19 protein-coding genes and 2 rRNA genes are annotated in these 19800 nt (G+C 69.9%); 13 read left to right on the top strand and 8 right to left on the bottom strand.

Annotation, left to right across the window (positions count from 1 at the left end):
- Nucleotides 1-128 precede the first annotated feature (128 nt).
- Nucleotides 129-1193, top strand: coding sequence for a hypothetical protein (locus tag ACFWYS_RS31230; protein ID WP_384776022.1), 1065 nt, complete (start codon nt 129-131; stop codon nt 1191-1193).
- 144 nt (nt 1194-1337) lie between these two features.
- Complete coding sequence (locus tag ACFWYS_RS31225; RefSeq protein WP_384776020.1) at nt 1338-2918, top strand: FAD-binding oxidoreductase; 1581 nt, start codon at nt 1338-1340, stop codon at nt 2916-2918.
- 71 nt (nt 2919-2989) lie between these two features.
- On the opposite strand, the gene ACFWYS_RS31220 is transcribed toward ACFWYS_RS31225, so the two are convergent.
- The 3 genes from ACFWYS_RS31220 to ACFWYS_RS31210 form a co-directional block, all read right to left on the bottom strand.
- Entirely contained in the window at nt 2990-3700 is a 711-nt protein-coding gene (locus ACFWYS_RS31220) for a phosphatase PAP2 family protein (protein ID WP_384776018.1), read from the bottom strand.
- A 196-nt stretch (nt 3701-3896) separates the two neighbouring features.
- Nucleotides 3897-4904, bottom strand: coding sequence for an NlpC/P60 family protein (locus tag ACFWYS_RS31215; protein ID WP_384776016.1), 1008 nt, complete (start codon nt 4902-4904; stop codon nt 3897-3899).
- A 104-nt stretch (nt 4905-5008) separates the two neighbouring features.
- Entirely contained in the window at nt 5009-5794 is a 786-nt protein-coding gene (locus ACFWYS_RS31210) for a trypsin-like serine peptidase (RefSeq protein WP_384776014.1), read from the bottom strand.
- Nucleotides 5795-5925: 131 nt separating this feature from the next.
- On the opposite strand from ACFWYS_RS31210, the gene ACFWYS_RS31205 reads away from it, so the two are divergent.
- The gene (locus ACFWYS_RS31205) at nt 5926-6168 is read left to right on the top strand and encodes a DUF397 domain-containing protein (protein ID WP_384776012.1); all 243 of its coding nucleotides are present in this window, start codon (nt 5926-5928) and stop codon (nt 6166-6168) included.
- A gap of 314 nt (nt 6169-6482) precedes the next feature.
- On the top strand, nt 6483-6830 hold the full coding sequence (locus tag ACFWYS_RS31200; protein ID WP_384776010.1) for a DUF1330 domain-containing protein: 348 nt from the start codon (nt 6483-6485) through the stop codon (nt 6828-6830).
- A gap of 13 nt (nt 6831-6843) precedes the next feature.
- Here the strand turns inward: ACFWYS_RS31200 and ACFWYS_RS31195 are convergent, their stop codons facing one another.
- Both ACFWYS_RS31195 and ACFWYS_RS31190 read right to left on the bottom strand, forming a co-directional pair.
- The gene (locus ACFWYS_RS31195; protein WP_384776008.1) at nt 6844-7596 is read right to left on the bottom strand and encodes a PIG-L family deacetylase; all 753 of its coding nucleotides are present in this window, start codon (nt 7594-7596) and stop codon (nt 6844-6846) included.
- An 83-nt stretch (nt 7597-7679) separates the two neighbouring features.
- Nucleotides 7680-8627, bottom strand: a complete 948-nt coding sequence (locus tag ACFWYS_RS31190) for an oxidoreductase (protein ID WP_384776006.1) — start codon at nt 8625-8627, stop codon at nt 7680-7682.
- 90 nt (nt 8628-8717) lie between these two features.
- Here ACFWYS_RS31190 and ACFWYS_RS31185 point away from each other — a divergent pair, with 90 nt between their 5' ends.
- The 7 genes from ACFWYS_RS31185 (at nt 8718) to ACFWYS_RS31155 (ending at nt 16901) form a co-directional block, all read left to right on the top strand.
- A complete protein-coding gene (locus ACFWYS_RS31185; RefSeq protein WP_384776004.1) occupies nt 8718-9320 on the top strand; it encodes a TetR/AcrR family transcriptional regulator in 603 nt (200 codons plus the stop codon).
- A gap of 399 nt (nt 9321-9719) precedes the next feature.
- The gene (locus ACFWYS_RS31180; protein WP_055624817.1) at nt 9720-10028 is read left to right on the top strand and encodes a hypothetical protein; all 309 of its coding nucleotides are present in this window, start codon (nt 9720-9722) and stop codon (nt 10026-10028) included.
- 192 nt (nt 10029-10220) lie between these two features.
- Complete coding sequence (locus ACFWYS_RS31175) at nt 10221-11054, top strand: hypothetical protein (protein WP_384776002.1); 834 nt, start codon at nt 10221-10223, stop codon at nt 11052-11054.
- Entirely contained in the window at nt 11044-12369 is a 1326-nt protein-coding gene (locus ACFWYS_RS31170) for a hypothetical protein (RefSeq protein WP_384776000.1), read from the top strand. Before ACFWYS_RS31175 ends, ACFWYS_RS31170 begins: the two co-directional genes overlap by 11 nt.
- Entirely contained in the window at nt 12366-13922 is a 1557-nt protein-coding gene (locus ACFWYS_RS31165; RefSeq protein WP_384775998.1) for an SCO6880 family protein, read from the top strand. The genes ACFWYS_RS31170 and ACFWYS_RS31165 overlap by 4 nt, the downstream gene beginning before the upstream one ends.
- A 6-nt stretch (nt 13923-13928) precedes the next feature.
- On the top strand, nt 13929-15338 hold the full coding sequence (locus ACFWYS_RS31160) for an ATP-binding protein (RefSeq protein WP_384775996.1): 1410 nt from the start codon (nt 13929-13931) through the stop codon (nt 15336-15338).
- A gap of 18 nt (nt 15339-15356) precedes the next feature.
- A complete protein-coding gene (locus ACFWYS_RS31155; protein ID WP_384775994.1) occupies nt 15357-16901 on the top strand; it encodes a type IV secretory system conjugative DNA transfer family protein in 1545 nt (514 codons plus the stop codon).
- A gap of 7 nt (nt 16902-16908) precedes the next feature.
- Here the strand turns inward: ACFWYS_RS31155 and ACFWYS_RS31150 are convergent, their stop codons facing one another.
- Nucleotides 16909-17472 (bottom strand): GNAT family N-acetyltransferase, encoded by a 564-nt coding sequence (locus ACFWYS_RS31150; RefSeq protein WP_384775992.1) that lies wholly within the window; start codon nt 17470-17472, stop codon nt 16909-16911.
- Nucleotides 17473-17557: 85 nt separating this feature from the next.
- Between ACFWYS_RS31150 and ACFWYS_RS31145 the strand changes: the two genes are divergently transcribed.
- On the top strand, nt 17558-18817 hold the full coding sequence (locus ACFWYS_RS31145; protein ID WP_384775990.1) for a sensor histidine kinase: 1260 nt from the start codon (nt 17558-17560) through the stop codon (nt 18815-18817).
- The gene (locus tag ACFWYS_RS31140) at nt 18814-19491 is read left to right on the top strand and encodes a response regulator (protein ID WP_384775988.1); all 678 of its coding nucleotides are present in this window, start codon (nt 18814-18816) and stop codon (nt 19489-19491) included. Before ACFWYS_RS31145 ends, ACFWYS_RS31140 begins: the two co-directional genes overlap by 4 nt.
- Nucleotides 19492-19539: 48 nt before the next feature.
- Here ACFWYS_RS31140 and rrf read toward each other — a convergent pair.
- Together rrf and ACFWYS_RS31130 are read right to left on the bottom strand one after the other, a co-directional pair.
- Nucleotides 19540-19656 (bottom strand): 5S ribosomal RNA (gene rrf / locus ACFWYS_RS31135).
- A 70-nt stretch (nt 19657-19726) separates the two neighbouring features.
- Nucleotides 19727-19800: ribosomal RNA gene (locus tag ACFWYS_RS31130) — 23S ribosomal RNA — on the bottom strand; the annotation flags it as partial.

The raw sequence follows: 19800 nt of genomic DNA, 5'->3' as shown, positions 1-19800 counted from the left end.
CCTGCTGCCAGTCCGGAGGGCGCCGCGGTGAGCATCCGGCTGGAACCTGCACGAGTACCGCCTCCGCCCAGACTGTCAGTAGCGCCTGGCATGCTCGCGCAGAACGGATCCCCGAAGAAAGCCGCGACATGACCCAGCAACCCCATGAGCCTCTGCTCGACTCCGACGGACGAGCACTTCCCTTGCCCCCCGACCCCTTGATCCCGGTGCCGGACGAGGTCGGGCACCAGCTGGCGGCGTACCGGGCGGGTGATACCGCGCAGGCAACGGGGTTACTGGCCGCGCTCGCCGGCACGGGACGCAGCAGTGCGTCCGGGCACGCGGCGATGGCGCTGGCGGGCATCGAGATCGGCGAGAACGGCCTCGGCGGCTCCCACCGGCGATGGCTGGAGCAGGTGGCCGCGGGAGAGGACCCCTGGCTGGGCCCTCTGGCCGCGGTGATGCTCACCCCCGACTTCCGGTCGGGCACATCCTCGGACTCGGGCCGAAGGCTCCTTGCGAGCCTCGCGGCTCAGCTCACCGGCGACCCGGACACCGCCCTGGACGGATTCGAGCAGGTCTTAAGGGCCCACAAGGGCACGGAGCCCGGAGACGTCGCCGGCCTCCTGCTCGGCAACCTCCTCATCCAGAGCGGCGATCAGGCCGCCGCCCTGGAGCCACTCAGCTACACGCGCGGAATGTGCGACGGCACACTCGCGGGCTATGCGGCTCATCTCGAAGGGCACGTCCTCATCGGGCAGAACGAGAAGGAGCGAGCGAGCAAGGTGCTCCAGTACGCGCACGGCGAATCCCACCCGGCCGGAGGCGGTGACAAGGGGCTGCACCCCTGGGTCGCCATCCGGTTCGGCGAACTACTGGCGAGCGACCCATGGGTGGACCTCGTCTACGACCAGATGGAGGAGAGCGGTGTGAGCATGGGCGAGGTGCTCCGCGAACCCTTCGAGTCCGCCGAGTACCCGAAAGAGGTCAGCACTCCCGCGCTCGCCGACATCGGCCTGTTCCTGTTCCCCGCGGACTTCGAACCTGTACACGCGGGTCTGGAGCGCCTGAAGGCATGGAGCGACGAACGATACGAACGCGGCCGCAGGCTCGTCCTCACGCTCCACACCCATGTCGAGGACACGCGCGACGACGAACGCACCCTGGGACTGGCGGAACTGCGGGCGAAGCTCGACCTGCCCAAGCCCAAGTAGCAAACCGTGACGCCCCTGGGGGACGGGACGGGTAGCGGGGGCGGGGGCAGGGGCGAGGAAATTCCATTGCGTAAACGGGTCGTACGCGATGGAACCCCGCCCCTCACCACGCCGTCTCGTTCCACGTATCCCCCAGGAGGCGACATGGAACGGCGTACCTTCATCGGCGGCACCGCAGCAGCCCTCACCGCCCTGACGGCAACCGCCTGCAACGGCACGGACAGCAAGAGCAGCGGCACCGGAACAGGGACCGGAGCAAGCAGCGCCGACGTCGGCGCCGGCACCCGCACCCAAAACACCGCCGTCTCCGCCCCCACCACTTGGACCGCCCTCGCCCAGTCCCTCGACGGCCGCCTAATCCGCCCCGGCGACGCCGACTGGAAGTCCGCGCACCAGCTCTACAACACCCGCTTCGACTCCCTGAAGCCCGCCGCGGTCGCCTACGTCGCCCACCCCGACGACATACGCACCGCCCTCGCGTACGCCCGCGCCCACCACTTCCAGGTGGCCATCCGCAACGGCGGCCACTCCTACGGCGGCTGGTCCTCCGGCAACAACCGCCTGATCATCGACGTCTCCAAGCTCAACCGCATCCGCGCCTCGGGCAACACCGCGGTGGTCGGCGCCGGCTCCAAGCTCATCGACGTCTACCGCGCCCTCGCCGCGAAGGGCGTCACCATCCCCGCCGGCTCCTGCCCCTCCGTCGGCGTCTCCGGCCTCACCCTCGGCGGCGGCCACGGTGTGACGTCCCGCGCCTACGGTCTGACCTGCGACAGCCTCACCCAGGCCACCCTGATCACCGCCGACGGCAAGCAGGTCACCGCCAACGCCACCACCAACAAGGACCTCTTCTGGGCCCTGCGCGGCGCGGGCAACGGCAACTTCGGCGTCGTCACGGAACTGCAGTTCAAGACCCACCCCGCCCCCCAGGCCGTCACGGCATACCTGACCTGGCCCTGGGCGAAGGCGACCGCGCTGATCAAGGCATGGCAGACGTGGGGCCCGAGCCAGCCCGACGAGATCTGGTCGGCCCTGAGCATCTCGAACCACGCCGGCGGCAACCCCACCATCTCCCTCGCCGCGTTCTCCCTGGGCACCTACGGCGAACTCCAGAACGCGCTGGACCGCCTCGCCGACGGCCCCGGCGGCCCCGGCCCCGCGAGCAACGTCGTGCTCAGGCGCCGCTCGTACGAGGAGTCGATGGAGCTGTACGCGGGCTGCTCGTCCTTCGCCTCGGACGCCCAGTGCCACCTCCCCGGCGGCACCCCGGGCCGCTCCCCGCAGGGTGCGCTCAGCCGCGAGACATACGCCGCGAAGTCGGACTTCTTCGACCGTTCCCTCTCCGCGGCGGGCATCCAGACCCTGCTGCGGCAGATGCAGTCGGTCCGCGGCGGCTCCGGCAGCGTCGCCCTGACGGCCCTCGGCGGAGCCGTCAACCGCGTCTCCCCGACGGCAACGGCCTTCGTCCACCGCCGCTCCCGCATGCTGGCCCAGTACATCGGCTCCTGGCGCGCCGGCACGACGGGCTCCGAGGTCCAGTCCTGGCTGGCCGCGGCCCACACCGCCATGCAGCCGTATGCCTCGGGCGCCGCGTACCAGAACTACTCCGACCCGGGTCTGACGGACTGGCGCAAGGCGTACTACGGGGATGCGGGGACGCGCCTGACGAAGCTGAAGAAGCAGTACGACCCGGAGAGGTTCTTCACGTACCCGCAGGCGCTGTAGGGGTCGAGGGGCGGGCACCCGCCCCCTCCCTCAGGCCAAAGGCCAAACCGGCACCGGCACCGGCACCGGCCCTAGGCGGCCAGATCCCGCTCCTCAGCCCCCGCGGTCTCCTTCCGCGCCCCCGGGATCAACGCGTCCTGCCCACCCACCCGGGACCGTCCCCGCGACTTGATCAGCCACCCGCCCCTCGGTGACCGCTCGATGGCGGACATCAGGGGCGTCAGCAGGGCCATGGCCAGCGGTGACAGCAGCAGGGCGACGGCCGTGCCGAGGGCGAAGCCGCCGACGACGTCGGTCGGGTAGTGCACGCCCATGTAGATGCGGCAGAACCCTTCGAGCAGGGCGAGGCCGATGCCGGCCAGCCCGAACTTCCGGTTGGCGACGAACAGTCCGACGCCGAGGGCCATGGCGATCGTCGCGTGGTCGCTCACGAAGGAGTAGTCGGTCTTGCCGGTGACGAGGACTTCGAGGCCCTGGTGATCGTTGAACGGGCGGGGCCGCTCGACGAACCCCCGTATCGGCACGTTCACGAGCACGGCGACCGCGGCGGCCAGCGGCGCCCACACCAGCGCGGCGACGGACGAGGGGGCGTCCTCGTCACCCCTCCGCCGCACGGACCACCAGCACCACACGATGAGCACGATCAGGGCGAGCAACAGCCCGTACTCACCGACGTATCCCATGACGCGGTCGAACCAGCGCGGTGCGTCCTTGGCCAGGCCATTGATGTCGTAGAGCAGCTCGACGTCGGGGTTCGACCCGGATTCTGCGAGTCCAGCCATGATGCCGCGGCCCCTTCATCTACTCTCCGGCGCATCTTGCGTACGCCGCTCCGCCCACCCCCGTGGTTGTGATCCGGCTACGTCAACAGGAACGCATGGCCCCTCTTGATACGTTCCACACTCCACTGAATGATCACGCAGACGTTATCGAAGAGAGACCCATCGCCGCAGCTCAGGGGGAGGGTTCACGCTGGGTCTAAACCGTCGTGGGCAGCGCTTTCGCGCCATCCTCGGTCACCCGGGTGGCCCCGAAGTAGTCGGGGGTGTCGATCGGGTCGAACCGGATCACAGCACCTGTTCTCGGTGCGTCGATCATGTACCCGCCACCGACATAAATCCCGACATGCCGGATGGCCCGGGAGTTGTTGAGGTCGTCCGAGAAGAACACGAGGTCCCCGGGCAGCAGTTCGGCCCTGGCCGGATGCGGCCCCGCGTTCCACTGGTCGTTGGCGACACGCGGCAACGTGATCCCGACACTCTCGTACGCCGCCTTGGTCAACCCCGAGCAGTCGAACCGCCCGCCGTCCTCGGCCGTGCCGTCACCGCCCCAGAGGTAGAGGGTGCCGAGCTTCTTCTGGGCGTAGTAGATGGCGCCGGCGGCCTGCTGGCTGGGGTCCACCCGGCTGACGGGCGCGGCGAAGCTCTCTTCCAGCGTCGTGATCGTCTTCACGTAGTTCTGGGTCTCCGAGTACGGCGGCACGCCCCCGTACTTGATGACCGCGTACGCCCCGGCGTTGTAGGACGCGAGCATGTTCTTCGTCGCGTCGCCGGGTACGTCCTTCACGTACGAGGCAAGCGTGCAGTCGTACTTGGCGGCCGACGGAATCGCGTCCTTCGGATCCCATACGTCGCGGTCGCCGTCCCCGTCGCCGTCTATCCCGTGGGTGGCCCAGGTCCCCGGGATGAACTGGGCGATGCCCTGCGCCGCCGCCGCGCTCTGGGCCTTCGGGTTGAACCCGCTCTCCTGGTACAGCTGGGCGGCGAGCAGCGCGGGGCTGATGGCGGGACACAGGTTGCCCCACTTCTGCACGAGGTTCGAGTAGGCGGCGGGCACGGCCCCCTTGGCCAGCGCCCTGGACGCTCCGCCCACGCCACCCGCGAGGTTCCCGGCGACGATGTAGACGCCGACGACGAGCAGCATCACGAAGCTGAGCCCCGCCGCGACCGCGGCACCCGCCACGATCCATGCCTTACGCACCGTCAATCGCCCCTCACCCGCCAGGAGTCCGCCCGCGCCAGTTTAGGAGCTTCCCACGCGCAGGCCATGGCAACCGATGCTCTCGTCAGGCCATGGCAGCCGATGCCTCGTCAGTTCGACGCGGACTCCCTTTCCGCTTCGTGGTAGAGCTCCGCCGCATCCGCCCCCAGGACCACGCTGTACGACACGTTCGCCGAGGTCCCGCCATTGTCGTGCCCACCGAGCACGCCCACGACCGCCTCGTCCCCGCTGATCCAGGGACTCCCGCTGCTCCCACCGGCGAACCCGGGGCATGCGATGGCCTGCTGCGTACGGCCGCGGAGATGCGGCTTGTTGGTGCAACTGACCGGCTCCTCATCGGCGTTGGGATACGCGGTGACGGTCACCGCCGTGCCCCCCGGGACCGCGCCCACGGCGAGCCGATTGCCGCCCACCACGTCCTCCACGCCTTCCCCGCCCTGATCCCCCACCGCCAGGAACGCCACGTCACTGTCCTCGTCCCGCCTCTCCTGCCACGCCTTCGACAGGAACCGCCTCCCGACCTTCCACACCCCGTACGGCGCCTCGCCGTCCCGGTACCCCGGCACGAACACCATGTCCCGCTTCTTTCCGCCCAGGCAGTGGGCGGCGGTGACGATGAGGTTCCGATGCGCACTGTGCACCACGGACGCGGTGCAGAAGTGGCCGCCGCGGAGGCTGTCACGACGGTCGGCCGCGAACAACGCACCCACTCGCGCGCCTCGTGCCGTCGCCCCGGCGAAGACGGACACACCGAAGGGGCCTGTGCCGGCGCCGGCAGCCGCGGAGGCCGAGGTGAGGGCGAGGAGGAAGCTGGCGGCATACAGGGAGAGGCGGGGGGTGCGGGGGGAGCGGGCGGGGCGGGGCGTGGGCTTCATCGAGGGCCACTGTGGCCGACGAAGGTGAGAAAACTGTCAGATCCCATCAGTTGTCCTCGTCACTGGTCGCCTTCCGGTCCGGGTCGGGAGAATGACCCCACGTCCGAGACCTGCGAAGGGAACAGAACTCCGTGGCCGACATCCCCCCGGACCTCGCCTGGGAGCGAGCCGCCCCGCCCGACGCCACCGGCCCGGGCCCCTGGATCGAGATCGCCTTCGGCGAGGGCGACGACGGTGAGGCGCCCGTCTATCTCCGCGAGACCAGCGACCCGGACAACGTGGTCACCACCAACCGCCGCAAATGGAACGCCTTCGTACTCGGCGTGCAGGCGGGTGAGTTCGATCACTTCGTCGAGTTCGTAGAGGACGCGTGACCACCACAGCGCACTGCCAGGCCTGCAGGCGCCCGATCGAGAGGTCCGGCGGACCGGGCCGTACCGCCGCGTACTGTTCACCGGCCTGCCGACAGCGTGCCTACCGGGAGCGGCAGAAGCCGGCCGGCCTTCCGGTCAGGGACCTGGTGTCGGACCTCGGGGACCGGCTGTCCCGGTTGCGGGCATGTTCGGCAGCTGGCCCCACCTCACCGGCATTACTTCCCACGTCATCGCGTCCGGCGGGCCCAACTGCCACGATCGTGACCGGAAGCAGCCCGACCGACTGGACCGACTGGACCGACTGAGAGGACACCATGCCCGCCTACGCCATAGCCCACCTCCGGAACGCCACCCCGCATCCGGAGATCGCCGAGTACATCGAGCGCATCACCGCCACCTTCGAGCCGTACGGCGGCCGCTTCCTCGTGCACGCCACCCCGCACGAGACGAAGGAGGGCAGCTGGCCGGGACACGTGGTGCTGATCGGCTTCCCCGGGATCGAGGAGGCCCGGTCCTGGTGGGACTCACCCGCGTACCAGGAGATCGCTCCCCTGCGCTCCCGGCACATCGAGGGCGACATCATCCTCGTCGAGGGAGTCCCGGAGGGCTACGACCCGGCGGTCACCGCCAAGGCCCTGCGGGACGGACTCACGGCCGAGTAGCGACACTCGACGATCAACGCTCAACGCGGCTGCTCAAGCCCGGAAGGTCCCGCCGGATGTACCACTCGGTGGCGAGGATCCCGTCCCGCACGGCCTCCGGGAAACCGGCGAGAAGGCCGGGCGCGGAGGTCCCCCGCTCCACCTCAGCCCGATGCGCCAGTACGGCGGCCCACTTCCGCTCCAGCCAGGGGCTGACGTCGACGGTCGTGGTGACCCATTCGTCCGGGACCGTGTTCATGCCCTTGCCCGCACGGGCCAGTTCGTTCAGCGCGGCGAGGGCCGAGTGCGGGTGGGTGGCCAGGTAGAGGGCGCTCGGCTGCCAGGGGGCACCGGCGTGCGGGTAGAGGCGTTCGAGGCCGGCCGCCTCGACGGCGAGCGTGGTGACGCGGTGGGTGTGCACATGGTCGGGATGGCCGGTCAGGCCGCCGTACGCATCGTGGGTGACGACGATCTCCGGGCGGAACTGCCGGATATGGGCCACCAGCCGGCCGACCGCCTCATCGAGCGGCGCCTCGCACAGACGCGGGCTGCCCGGAGCGGACGACGGCACCCTGGCATCGGCGTACCCCAGCATCCGCGGCTCCCCGGCGCCGAGAATCCGCAAGGCCTCGGCGAGTTCGGCGCCCCGGCGCGTGTCCGGCGTCCAGGTCGCCGTCACCACGGCGGTACGGGCACCCTGGGCGGCGTGCCGGGCGAGGACTCCGCCGGAGGACAGGGACTCGTCGTCCGGGTGGGCAAAGACAGCGAGCAGGCTCGGCAGGGTCATCGAGCGTCACCTCCGCGTACGTCCTACCCGTCCTACCCCCGGGTACGAGAGCTCAGGCGATCGGACACGGGGAGTCAGCCGGTCTACGCACCGACGACCGGCTCCCCCACCCGCCAGCCAACCCCCGTCAGCTCCTCCGACACCGTCCACAACCGCCGCGCCACCTCCGCGTCACTGGCCGCGGCAGACCGCCCCACAAGCGTCGGCACGCCCCGCATCTCGCCGAGCCCGTCCGGGCCGACGTAGCTCGCGCCGGGCAGATCCTGGGTCGCCGCGTACAGCGTGGGCAGCGCGCCCGCCTTGTCGTCCTGGGCGAGGAACCTGTTGCCGATCTTCATGAGCCCGCGCATCAGCGGGTTGGCCGCATGGCTCTGGAGGTTGGTGGCGGCGTAGCCGGGGTGGGCGGCCAGGGCACGGACACCGGAGCCGGAGCCGGCCAGGCGCCGCTGGAGTTCCAGGGTGAAGAGGAGGTTGGCCAGCTTCGACTGGGCGTAGGCGCGCTGCGGGTCGTAGCCGGAGGTGAAGTCGAGGTCCTCGAAACGGATCCGTGCGTCGCCCCAGCGGTGGGCACCGGACGACACCGTGACCACGCGGTCGGTGACATACGGCAGCAGCAGGTTCGTCAGCGCGAAGTGGCCGAGGTGGTTCGTGCCGAACTGCATCTCGAAGCCGTCCGCGGTCCGCTGCCGGGGCAGCATCATGACGCCCGCGTTGTTGATCAGCAGATCCAGGGGCCGCCCCTGCCAGCCGTCCGCGAACTCCCGTACCGACGACAGATCCGCCAGGTCCAGGCGCCGCACCTCGGTGCTGCCGTTCACCGTCGCCGCTGCCGCCCGGCCCCGCTCCGGATCCCGTACGGCGAACACGACGTGCGCCCCGGCGCGGGCCAGCGCGTCGGCCGCGCGGAGACCGATGCCGCTGTTGGCCCCGGTGACGACGGCCGTGCGCCCGGCGAGGTCGGGAATCCGGGCCGCATCCCACGCACGGCTCTTGCCGTTGCTCTCGCTCTTGCTCTGTGTGTTGTCAGCCATGCAAACGAATGTAGGCGTCGCCAACAATGCTGTCAATGACAACAAAGATGGCAATGCCAACAATGATGGCGTCGCCAACATCAAGCTACGATGGTGCGCATGCCCGAGAGCCGCCCCTATCACCACGGAGACCTGCGCGCCGCCCTGCTCGCCGCAGCGGAACGCACCCTGCGCGAGAAGGGCACCGGCTCCCTCTCCCTGCGCGAACTGGCCCGCGAGGTAGGCGTCAGCCACGCCGCCCCCGGCCGGCACTTCAAGGACAAGCAGGCCCTGCTCAACGCCCTGGCCCTGGCCGGTTACGAGCGGCTGGCCCAGACTCTGAACGCCGCCGAGGACCCCGCACTCCCCCTGGAACCCCGGCTCACCGCCCTGGCCCGGGCCTACCTGGGCTTCGCCATCGACAACGCCGAGCTCCTGGAGGTCATGTACGCCCGCAAGCACGACCCGGACGCCTCGGAGCAGATGGCCGTCGCCGTCGAGCGGACGATCGGCAGCCTCGAACGCGTCCTCGCGGACGCCCAGAAACGCGGCGAGATCATCGAGGGCGACCCCGAGGAACTCAACCTCGTCACCGGCGCCGCCCTCCACGGCGTGGCCACCTTCATCGCCGCGGGCTGGCTGACCCCGGAAGCGGCGCTGGCCGGCGTGGAGGGCCTGGTCCACCACCTGCTGCACGGTTTGAAGCCCCGGTGAGACAGGGGGCGCTCGTCGCCGGTTGACGCCCCGTCACCACCCCTGGCCGCAACAGGCCGAGGCACCCCGGCACGGCCCGTTCACCATCCCGGGATAGCCTTCACCCGCAGAACACGGGCACGATCAGCCACCCGACAGGCTCACCCGACCGGCCGCCAGAAACGGCACCCGGCGTGAAGAGGGGCTAACGACGGAACCACACCACAGGTTCCGCTCAGGCCTCGTTGCCCGGCGTGACCTGCCGTGATACACAGAGTGACCGTACGAGCTATTCGTACGAATCCCGCCCATCAATGACGCCAAGTCGACATACGACGGCGACAATGTCGGCGAGAATGATGCCTGACCTCTGCGCGGCGCAGGGGACTGCGGAACTACCCAACAGGGGCGGTGACTTACATGTTCTTTGCGGCCGACAAGGGCGACATCAACACCATCATCGGCGGGATCGCTCCGGACTGGGGTCCCTTCGGGGCACTGGGGAACGAAGCGAAGACGATGATCCAGGTCGTCATGGCGGTCGCCATCCTGATCTGCCTCGGCATCGCCATCTGGGGCGCGGCCAAACAGCGCATCGGCGCGACGGCGCTGCGCGACACCTTCAGCGCCGAACAGGGCAAGGGGCTGATCGTCGCCGGTCTGACGGGCGTCTTCATCATCGGCTCACTGGGCACGCTGTTCACCATCGTGTACGGCATGGCCGTCTAGCGGCCCCTCCCCCTTCCTCCGTCCGTTCCGGGCACGCCCGGTCCCCCTAGTCCCCCACCCACCCGTCGTGCCCACCGGCTGAGGTTGCGTTTCCCTGATGTCGAGTCACCACACCGCGCCCATGCGGGAACCAGCACGGCTACCGTCGTACTCCAACGTGTTTTCGTCCGACGCCGAGGGGGCGTACGCGGCATGAGTCTCGGAGACGAGCGGGAGCCCTCCGGCGGTTACGGAGGCACGGGCCAGACCCGGACACGGCTGCCCGAAAGCGGCGGTGACGTGTACGGAGGCGCACGACGGGGCGGCCGCTCCTCGTCCCGGAGCCTGGTCACCGTGGTCGGCGTCGTCGTCCTCCTCATCGCAGCCATCGCCTTCGCGAACCGTGGAGGCGAAGACTCCGGTTCAGGAGGCGGGGACGAAAACCAGCCGAATTCCTCGTCCACGGCGGCGAGCGGGTCGCAGCCGGTACAGGGGAAGAACGGGGGGATCCCGGCGGGGTTCGCCCAGGACCAGCAGGGGGCACAGAGCGCGGCGGCCAACTACTCCGTGGCCCTGGGCTCGGCCGACATGTTCGACACGGCCACACGGCACGAGATCGTCAACACGGTCTACGCCCCGGATGTCGCAGCCAACCGACAGGCCGACCTGGACAACGCGTACTCCAGCGAGGAGTTCCTGAAGAACATCGGCCTCAACACAGACGGCACCGCACCGGAGGGTCAGTCGTTCGTCTCCCGGGTCATCCCGGTGGGCACCAAGACCACCGCGTTCAGCACGGGTGCCGCCACCGTCGAGGTCTGGTACACGTCCCTGTTCGGTCTGTCCGGCGACGGCTCGACCAACCCGGTGTCCGAGAGCTGGTACACCACGACCTACCAGCTGACGTGGGTCAACAAGGACTGGAAAGTCACCGACTTCCAGCAGAAGGACGGGCCCGTGCCGGTCGGACGCGACCAGCGGGCCTCCACCGCCGACGACATGACGAAGGCCGTCGAGGAGTTCGGAGGGTTCACGTATGCGCGCTAACCGCCGCTTCCTCAAGGCCGCCGGAGCCCTCGCAGCCGTACAGACGACCGTCGTACTGCTGGCCACCCGTGCTGTCGCCGCACCCACCCCTTCTCCCACCCCCTCGGCGAGCAACGACCCCTGCGACCTCATCCGCGGCCCCGCCAAGGACTACTGCGAAAAGGACAACGGCGGATCCGGATCCGGCGGCGGCCGCTCCCTGACCGACCCCACCGCCACCCTCGACCCCCTCTCCTCCCTCGCCAAGGGCTGCGCGGACGCCGCCTCATGGACCGTCAAGCAGCTCAGCGAGGCGGTGAAGGAGACGGCGAACGTCGACTTCACGAACGCCAAGTTCCTCCAGCAGTACGCGGTCGTCTTCGCGGCATCGACGATCCTCACGCTCCTCCTCTGGCTCCTGGCCGTCGCCAAGCGAGCCGTTCGCGGCGTCCCCCTCACCACCGCCATCAGCGAAGCGATCGGCTTCCTCTGGCTGACGGTGCTGGCGTCCGCGTTCACCCCGCTGATCCTCTACACGGTCGTATCGGCCACCGACGGCGTCACGGACGTCCTCGCGAAGACCACGGGCAACCAGACGGACACCTTCTTCGGCACCTTCGCCGGCGCCCTGGAAAAGGGCGAGGACATCGGCGGCGGCCCGATCATGCTGATCGTCGTCTCCCTGGTGAGCATCCTCGCCGCCGGCATCCTCTGGCTGGAGCTCGTCATCCGCGCCGCCCTGCTCTACGTCGGCGCCCTCCTCGGCACCGTCGTCTACGCGGGACTTGTCGACAAGAACCTCTGGGGCCACGTCCGCCGCTGGGCCGGCATCATGATCGCCGTCATCCTGGTCAAGCCGGTCATCGTCATCGTCCTCGGCCTGGCCGGCGCGCTCTCCTCCGACGACGGCCCGAACGCCTTCTCCGCCGTCGTCTCGGGCCTCGCCATCATCCTGCTCGCCATCTTCGCCAGCGCGATGATCTACCGCTTCGTGCCCGGCTTCGGCGACGAACTCGCCGGCTCCCGCAACAACCGCATCATGCGCGGCGCCGAGGGCAAGGCCGCAGCCGTCATAAGCTCGCCGGCCACCCTGGTCGCCCAGGGCATCAAGACGCACAGCTCCCGGGCGGACAACAACGGCGGAGGCCAGTCCAGCGCCGCCCGTCCCTCGAACCCCGCCAGCGGCGGCGTCGCCGCGCACAGCTCGCGCTCCTCGACCGGAGGCGGCGGATCTGTCCCCTCCGCCGCACCCGCACCCCGGTCGAGCAGCCCGGTGAACAGCCCCCACGCCAGCAACACCCGCAACAGCAATCGTTCAGGAGGTGACGGGCGTTGACGACCGAGTCCCATGTGTCCCATCCGGTCACGCCCCGCCGTACGTATCTGATCGGCCGCGCCCGGCCGAACGCGGTCGTCGGCCGCAACCGCGAGACCGGCGAGATCACGCTGATCATCGTGGGCGCGTTCCTCGGCATGATGTGCGGGCTCCTCGTCCCCGTCCTGTCCCTGCGCATCGCGCTGCTCACGGGCTTCCCGCTGCTCGCGCTGGCCGCGGTCTACGTGCCGTACAAGCACCGGACCTTCTACAAGTGGTTCGAGATCAACCGCAGCTACAAGCGCAGCCTGCGCCAGGGCACGACCTACCGCTCCGCCGCCATCGAGGCCGGCACCCGCGTCGACGGCCGTGAGGTCGAGGTCGGCCCGCCGCCGGGCATCGGCCGCATCACCTGGCTCGCCGCCCCGTTCGGGCCCGACGAGATCGCCGTACTGCTGCACGCCGACCGCCGCACGGTCACGGCCGCGATCGAGATCGAGGGCCCCGGCGTGGGCCTGCGCGACTCCGAGGACCAGGAGGCCCTGGTCGACCGCTTCGGCACCCTGCTGAAGCATGTCGCCAACGGCGACGGCTTCGTGACGCGCCTTCAGATGCTCGCCCGCACCCTCCCGGCCGACCCGGACGCCCACGCCAAGGACGTCGCCGTACGCGGCGACGAGCGGTCCCTGGGCTGGCTGCAGCAGTCGTACGACCAGCTCCAGTCGATGGTGTCGACGAGCAGCGAGCAGCACCGGGCGTACCTGGTCGCCTGCATGCACTTCACGCGCGAACTGGCCGCCGAGGGCATGGCGATGGCCCGCGCGGCCCGTCCGCACGGCGGCAAGGTGGACCGGGACGCCGGTCTCGCGGTCGTCATGGCGCGCGAGCTCACCGACATCTGCTCGCGCCTCCAGGAGGCCGACATCCGCGTCCGGCAGCCGCTCGGGCAGGGCCGTCTCGCCTCGCTCATCCACTCCATGTACGACCCGGACCACCCGATCGACCACATCCAGGCGATGACCAAGCGCAACGCCTGGCCGGCCGAGCTGGACGCCATGGAGCCCACGTTCCTCCAGGCCAAGACCCGGGAGTCCTCCACGCGCGCGCCCTGGTGCCACGCCACGGCCTGGGTGAAGGAGTGGCCGATGACCCCGGTGGGCGTCAACTTCCTGGCGCCGCTGCTCGTCCACACCCCGGACGTCATCCGTACGGTCGCCGTCACCATGGACCTCGAACCCACCGAGGTCGCCATCGAGCGCATGCTGACCGAGAAGACCAACGACGAGGCGGAGGCCAGCCGCGCCGCCAAGATGAACCGCACCGTCGACCCCCGCGACGTCGCCGCCCACAACCGTCTCGACCAGCGGGGAGAGGATCTCGCGAGCGGTGCCGCCGGGGTCAACCTGGTCGGCTACATCACCGTCTCCTCCCGCACCCCCGAGGCCCTGGCGCGCGACAAGCGGACCATCCGGGCGTCAGCCGGAAAGTCGTATCTGAAGCTGGAGTGGTGCGATCGGGAGCACCACCGGGCATTCGTGAACACGCTCCCCTTCGCCACCGGCATTCGGAGGTAGGACCTGATGCGGGACCCGCTGTCCGTCCTCACCGACGCCTTCACGTCCTTCCTCTTCGGGAAGGTCGAGACGACCCGGCTGCCGGTGCGCACGTCGACGGGCCAGGCCCAGGCGGTCTACCTCCCGACCGCCGCCCCCGGCCTCGGCGACTCGGGCGTCATCATCGGCCGCGAGGTGTACTCCGGGAAGGGCTACATCTACGACCCCTTCCAGCTGTACGGCCAGCAGCTCCCCGCCCCCCACTGGCTGGTCCTCGGCGAGTCCGGCAACGGCAAGTCGGCCCTGGAGAAGACGTACGTCCTGCGCCAGCTGCGGTTCCGCGACCGCCAGGTCGTCGTCCTGGACGCCCAGGGCGAGGACGGCGTCGGCGAGTGGAACCTCATCGCGCAGGAGCTGGGGATAACGCCGATCCGCCTGGACCCGACGGCGGCCCTGGACATGGGGATCCGGCTCAACCCGCTCGACCCGGCCATCACGACGACGGGCCAGCTCGCGCTCCTGAGGACCATCATCGAGGTCGCCATGGGCCACGGCCTCGACGAGCGCTCCGGCTTCGCCCTGAAGGTCGCGCACGCCTATGTCAACGAGACCATCATCGAGCGCCAGCCGGTCCTGACCGACATCGTCGAGCAGCTGCGGCACCCCGAGCCGGAGTCGGCGGAGGCGATGAACGTCGCCATAGACGACGTACGGGCGTGGGGCCTGGACGTCGCTCTGGTCCTCGACCGGCTGGTCGACGGTGACCTGAGGGGCATGTTCGACGGCCCGACGACGGTCGGTATCGACCTGGACGCGCCCCTCATTGTGTTCGATTTGTCCCACATCGACCGCAACTCCATCGCCATGCCGATCCTGATGGCGATCGTCGGTGTATGGCTGGAACACACCTGGATCCGCCCCGACCGGAAGAAGCGCATCTTCCTGGTCGAGGAGGCCTGGCACATCATCAACAGCCCCTTCGTGGCCCAGCTGTTCCAGCGGCTGCTGAAGTTCGGCCGCCGCCTCGGCCTGTCCTTCGTGGCCGTCGTCCACCACCTCTCGGACGTCGTCGACGGCGCGGCGGCGAAGGAGGCGGCCGCGATCCTGAAGATGGCCTCCACCAGGACGATCTACGCCCAGAAGGCCGACGAGGCGAGAGCGACGGGCCGGGTGCTGGGCCTGCCCCGATGGGCCGTGGAGATCATCCCGACCCTCACCCCCGGCATCGCGGTCTGGGACGTCAACGGCAATGTCCAGGTCGTCAAACACCTGGTCACCGAGACCGAACGCCCGCTGGTCTTCACCGACCGCGCGATGACCGAGTCGTCCAGCGACGTCACCGACGACGCCCTGCGCGCCGCCGAGCTGGAGGCCGAGGAGCGGGCGGCGGCCTTCGTGGAACAGCACCTGGGCGACTCCGAGTCGACGGTGGCGTAGGCGCAAGGGGAGGGCAGCGTGAGACCGGACGACCGCCGGGCACACCGGGACAACGGCTACGGCCGGGACAGGCAGGAAAGCCGGCAGGGCCAGGGAGGCATCCCCGACGGCCTGCTGGTCGGCATACTCGCCTTCCTCCTCGGCATGACCCTGCTGGTGTGGACGGCGACCGGCCTGGCGGCCCTGTTCGCGCACGGCGCCTGGCCCTCCGGCGTCACCTTCGTCCGCACCCCCCTGGCCATGCGCTACCTGATCGAGGAGCCCCACGACATCCCGGGCGCCTGGCCGGACACACCGGCGGCCCAGCTGTCGGGGTACGGACTGTTCTGGGGCCTGTTCATCGGCCAGCTCATGGTGCTGGTCGTCCTCACCGTGTTCGTACTGGGGACGGTGGCCAGGTGGCGGGCGGTCAGAGCGGGGCGGCGCGCGGCGAAGACGGGGGGCGCGGAAGCGCCGGTGCCCGCAGCTCCGCCGGCACCGGCACCGGCACCGGCACCGGCACCAACTCCCGTCCCCGCGGCACACGACGTACCGGCCCCGAGAACGGAACCGCAGCCGACGGAGGCGTTCAGCGCGGAAGCGGCGCCGGGGGCCGAGCCGCACAGCCCATTGCCGGCCGCACCGGAACCGGTGGCCGGATGGGAAAAGATCCTCGTGGCCTCCAGGGAAGGCCGCCAGACAGCCGCGGCCCAGGCAGTCCTCGACGCCGAAGGCCCCACCCTCGTGGTCACCTCGAACCCGGCCCTCTGGCAGTCCACCAAGGACGCCCGCGCCAAACTGGGCCCGGTCCACCTCTACGACCCCACCCACCTCTGCGACACCCCGTCCCGCCTCCACTGGTCCCCCACCACGGGCTGCGAGAACAAAGAGGTCGCCGTCGCTCGCGCGGCAGCACTCCTCGCACCGGTCCGCCCGACCGCCAAACTGGACCAGGCCCTGGCGGCGGCAGCCGAAACGCTCCTGCGCAGCTACCTCCACGCCGCCGCCATCGACGGCCGCACCATCCGCCACGTCCACCGCTGGTCCCAGGGCAACCAGGTCCAGGACGCCGTACGAACCCTCCGCACCAACCCGAAGGCCGCCCCCGGCGCGGCGGGCGAACTCGAAGCAGCCCTCACCGCGCACCCCGAACGCCGGGACATGGCCCAGGAGTTGACGACCCGGGCGCTCTCCGCACTCCACACCGTCAACATCCGCGAGGCATGCACTCCAAACCGAACTGATGCGCTCGCCTTGGATTCCTTCATCGATGAAGGGGGCACGCTTTATCTGGTGGGTGAATCCATCGAGGACCCCCGAGCCAACCCGGGCGCCATGCCACTCCTGACGGCTCTCGCCGCAAGCGTGGTCGAGCGCGGCCGGCGCATGGCCGAACGGTCATCCTCCGGTCGCCTCGACCCACCAATGACGCTCGTCCTGGACGACGTCGCCGCCGTGGCTCCGCTTCCCCAGCTACCGGAGCTGCTGGCCACCGGAGCGGACCGGGGTATGCCGACCCTGGCCCTGCTCCGGTCCCGGGAACAGGCCCGCTCCCGCTGGCCGCACGACGAACTCCCGGTGTAGCCAAGCCCTACGGCCGCTCCAGCACGAACTCCAGCTCCGTCTCCCCCGGCCGCGCGGCCAACGGCACGACAACACCGCTCGGCACGAACCCCACCCGCCGATAGAACCGCTGCGCCCGCCCGTTCTCCTCGTGCACGATCAGCCGCACCCGCTCGGCACCCCGCGACCAGGCCCACTCCAGCCCGGCATCGAACAGCACGTCGGTCAGCCCGCTGCCCCGCTCCTCGGGCCGCACGAACACCGCGACGACATGCCCCTGCTTGCGCTCCACCGGAAACCCGGCCCAGTCGGTCACCCCCGGCTCCTCGACCAGCACGGTCAACGTCCCGACCCAGCTCCCGTCCGGCCCCTCGGCGATGATCTGCTGCGCCCCGTCGGCCCCCTCACAGGCCCCGGCGGCCCGCTCCTGCCAGAAGGAGTCCGGCCGGACCAGAGCCTCCTCGTGCGTCTCCAGAAAAGCGAGCGCCGCGACCGGATCCTGCAGCGCGGCAAGCCGCAGCTCCTTCGCGGCGGGCCACTCGTCGGCGCGTATGGACCGGATGACGTAGGCCCCGGGGTTCATGGTGCTCATGACGGCAACCGTAGTACCCGGGTACGACATCGCTCACCCGGAATACCGCCCACGGCTCTGGGACACCCGGGGAGGAACCCGCACGATGGACCACGTGACGCAAGAGCGAGCGACCGAACCCCTCACCCAGCACGTCCAGCGCATCAGCCGGCGCATCCGAGCCTTCGACCGACGCCACCCCCTCGTCTGGGACCTGCACCTCACCGGCTTCTGGGTGACGGCCGCCCTGATCGACTACTACGGCGACGGCTGGCTCAACGTCACCCGGGACCGCGACAACCCGGGTTGGCTGGTCCTCGCCCTGAGCCTCGGCCTCTCCGTCCCCCTCCTCCTGCGACGCGCCCACCCCCGCGCCGCACTCCTCGTCATAGCCCCCTTCGCCCTGGTCAACGGCTGGACCGGCATCGCCCTCCAGGCAGTCCTGCTCCAACTCCTGGTCGTCTTCCACCTCGCCCTGCGCCGCCCCACCCGCAACCTGTGGTGGGCGACGGCCCTGATCACCACGCCCGTCGCGCTGATGGCCGCCCGCCACCCCCAGGGCGGCATGGACAGTGACATCGTCCCCGTGCTGATGTCCATCGCCGTGGCGATCGCGATCGGCATCACCGTCCGCACCCGCCGCGACCACACCGAGGCCCTGGAGGACCGAGCCCGCCGCCTGGAGATCGAACGCGACCAGCAGGCCCAGCTCGCCGCCGCGGCCGAACGCGCCCGTATCGCCCGCGAGATGCACGACATCATCGGCCACAACCTCTCGGTCATCACCGGCCTGGCCGACGGCGGCCAGTACGCGGCCGCCAAGTCCCCCGACCGCGCCGCCCAGGCCCTGCACGCGATAGCCACCACCAGCCGCCAGGCCCTCGGCGAACTACGCCGCCTCCTCGAAATCCTCGGTGACGAAGACCACCCCCACGCCCCCCACGCCGAGCTCACCCCCCAACCCACCCTCACCGACCTGGACCACCTCATCAACGGCGTCCGCGCCGCGGGCCTCCCCGTCCACACCACCGTCCAAGGCACCCCCGAACTCCCCCCGGGCCGCCAACTCACCGTCTACCGAGTCATCCAGGAAGCCCTCACCAACACCCTCAAACACGCAGGCCCCGGCACAACCGCGCAAGTACTGCTGTCCTACGAGGAGAAGGGCGCCGTCACCGCGACAGTGACGGACACCGGCAGAGGCGGCCCGCTCCCCGGCCCCGCACAACCCCAGGAAGGCCGCGGCCTCCCTGGAATGCGCGAGCGAACAGCCCTGTACGACGGCACACTTGAGGCCGGCCCACGCCCGCACCCCGAGCAGGGCTGGCGCGTCCACCTTCACCTCCCGGAGGAACCCCCGCAGTGACCACCGTCCTCATCACCGACGACCAGCCCCTCCAGCGCTTCGGCTTCCGGATGCTCCTGGAGAGCCAGGACGACATGACGGTGACCGGCGAGGCGTCCAACGGCAGCGAAGCGGTCCGCATGGCCGCGGAACTGAGCCCCGACGTGGTCCTGATGGACGTCCGCATGCCCGGCCTCGACGGCATCGAGGCCACCCGCCGCATCACCGCCGCCGGCGACCGCACCCGGGTCCTGATCCTCACCACCTTCGACCTCGACGAGTACGCCTACGCAGGCCTCCGCGCCGGCGCCTCCGGCTTCCTCGTCAAGGACGCCCAGCCGGAGGAGCTCCTCTCCGGCATCCGCGCCGTGGCCACAGGCGATGCGGTGGTCGCCCCAAGCCTGACCCGCCGCCTCCTGGACGCCTACGTCCACCACCTGCCGACCCAGAACCCCACCGACGGCCCCGAACCAACGCCCCTGGACACACGCCTCACCACCCTCACCGACCGCGAGCTCGAAATCCTCACGGTGATCGGCAGGGGCTGGACGAACACGGAGATAGCCGCGCGCCTCCATCTCGCCGAATCGACGGTGAAGACCCATGTGGGCCGCATACTCGCGAAAACGGCCTCACGGGATCGAATTCAGGCGGTGATCCTGGCGTACGACGCGGGACTGGTGAGGCCGTCCTGAAACGCGAAAAGGCCCACACCGTAAGGTGTGGGCCTTTTCTCAAAATTTGTTCGGCGGTGTCCTACTCTCCCACAGGGTCCCCCCTGCAGTACCATCGGCGCTGTAAGGCTTAGCTTCCGGGTTCGGAATGTAACCGGGCGTTTCCCTCACGCTATGACCACCGAAACACTATGAAGTTAGACCGGAACACAACACGGTCATTGCCTCAGAACTAACACAGTGGACGCGAGCCTCTATGGACAAGCCCTCGGCCTATTAGTACCGGTCACCTCCACACATTACTGTGCTTCCAGATCCGGCCTATCAACC

The organism is Streptomyces sp. NPDC059010 (genome assembly GCF_042740355.1).
In the GTDB taxonomy this organism is placed as follows: domain Bacteria; phylum Actinomycetota; class Actinomycetes; order Streptomycetales; family Streptomycetaceae; genus Streptomyces.
This window is presented reverse-complemented; position numbering and strand designations above follow the sequence as displayed.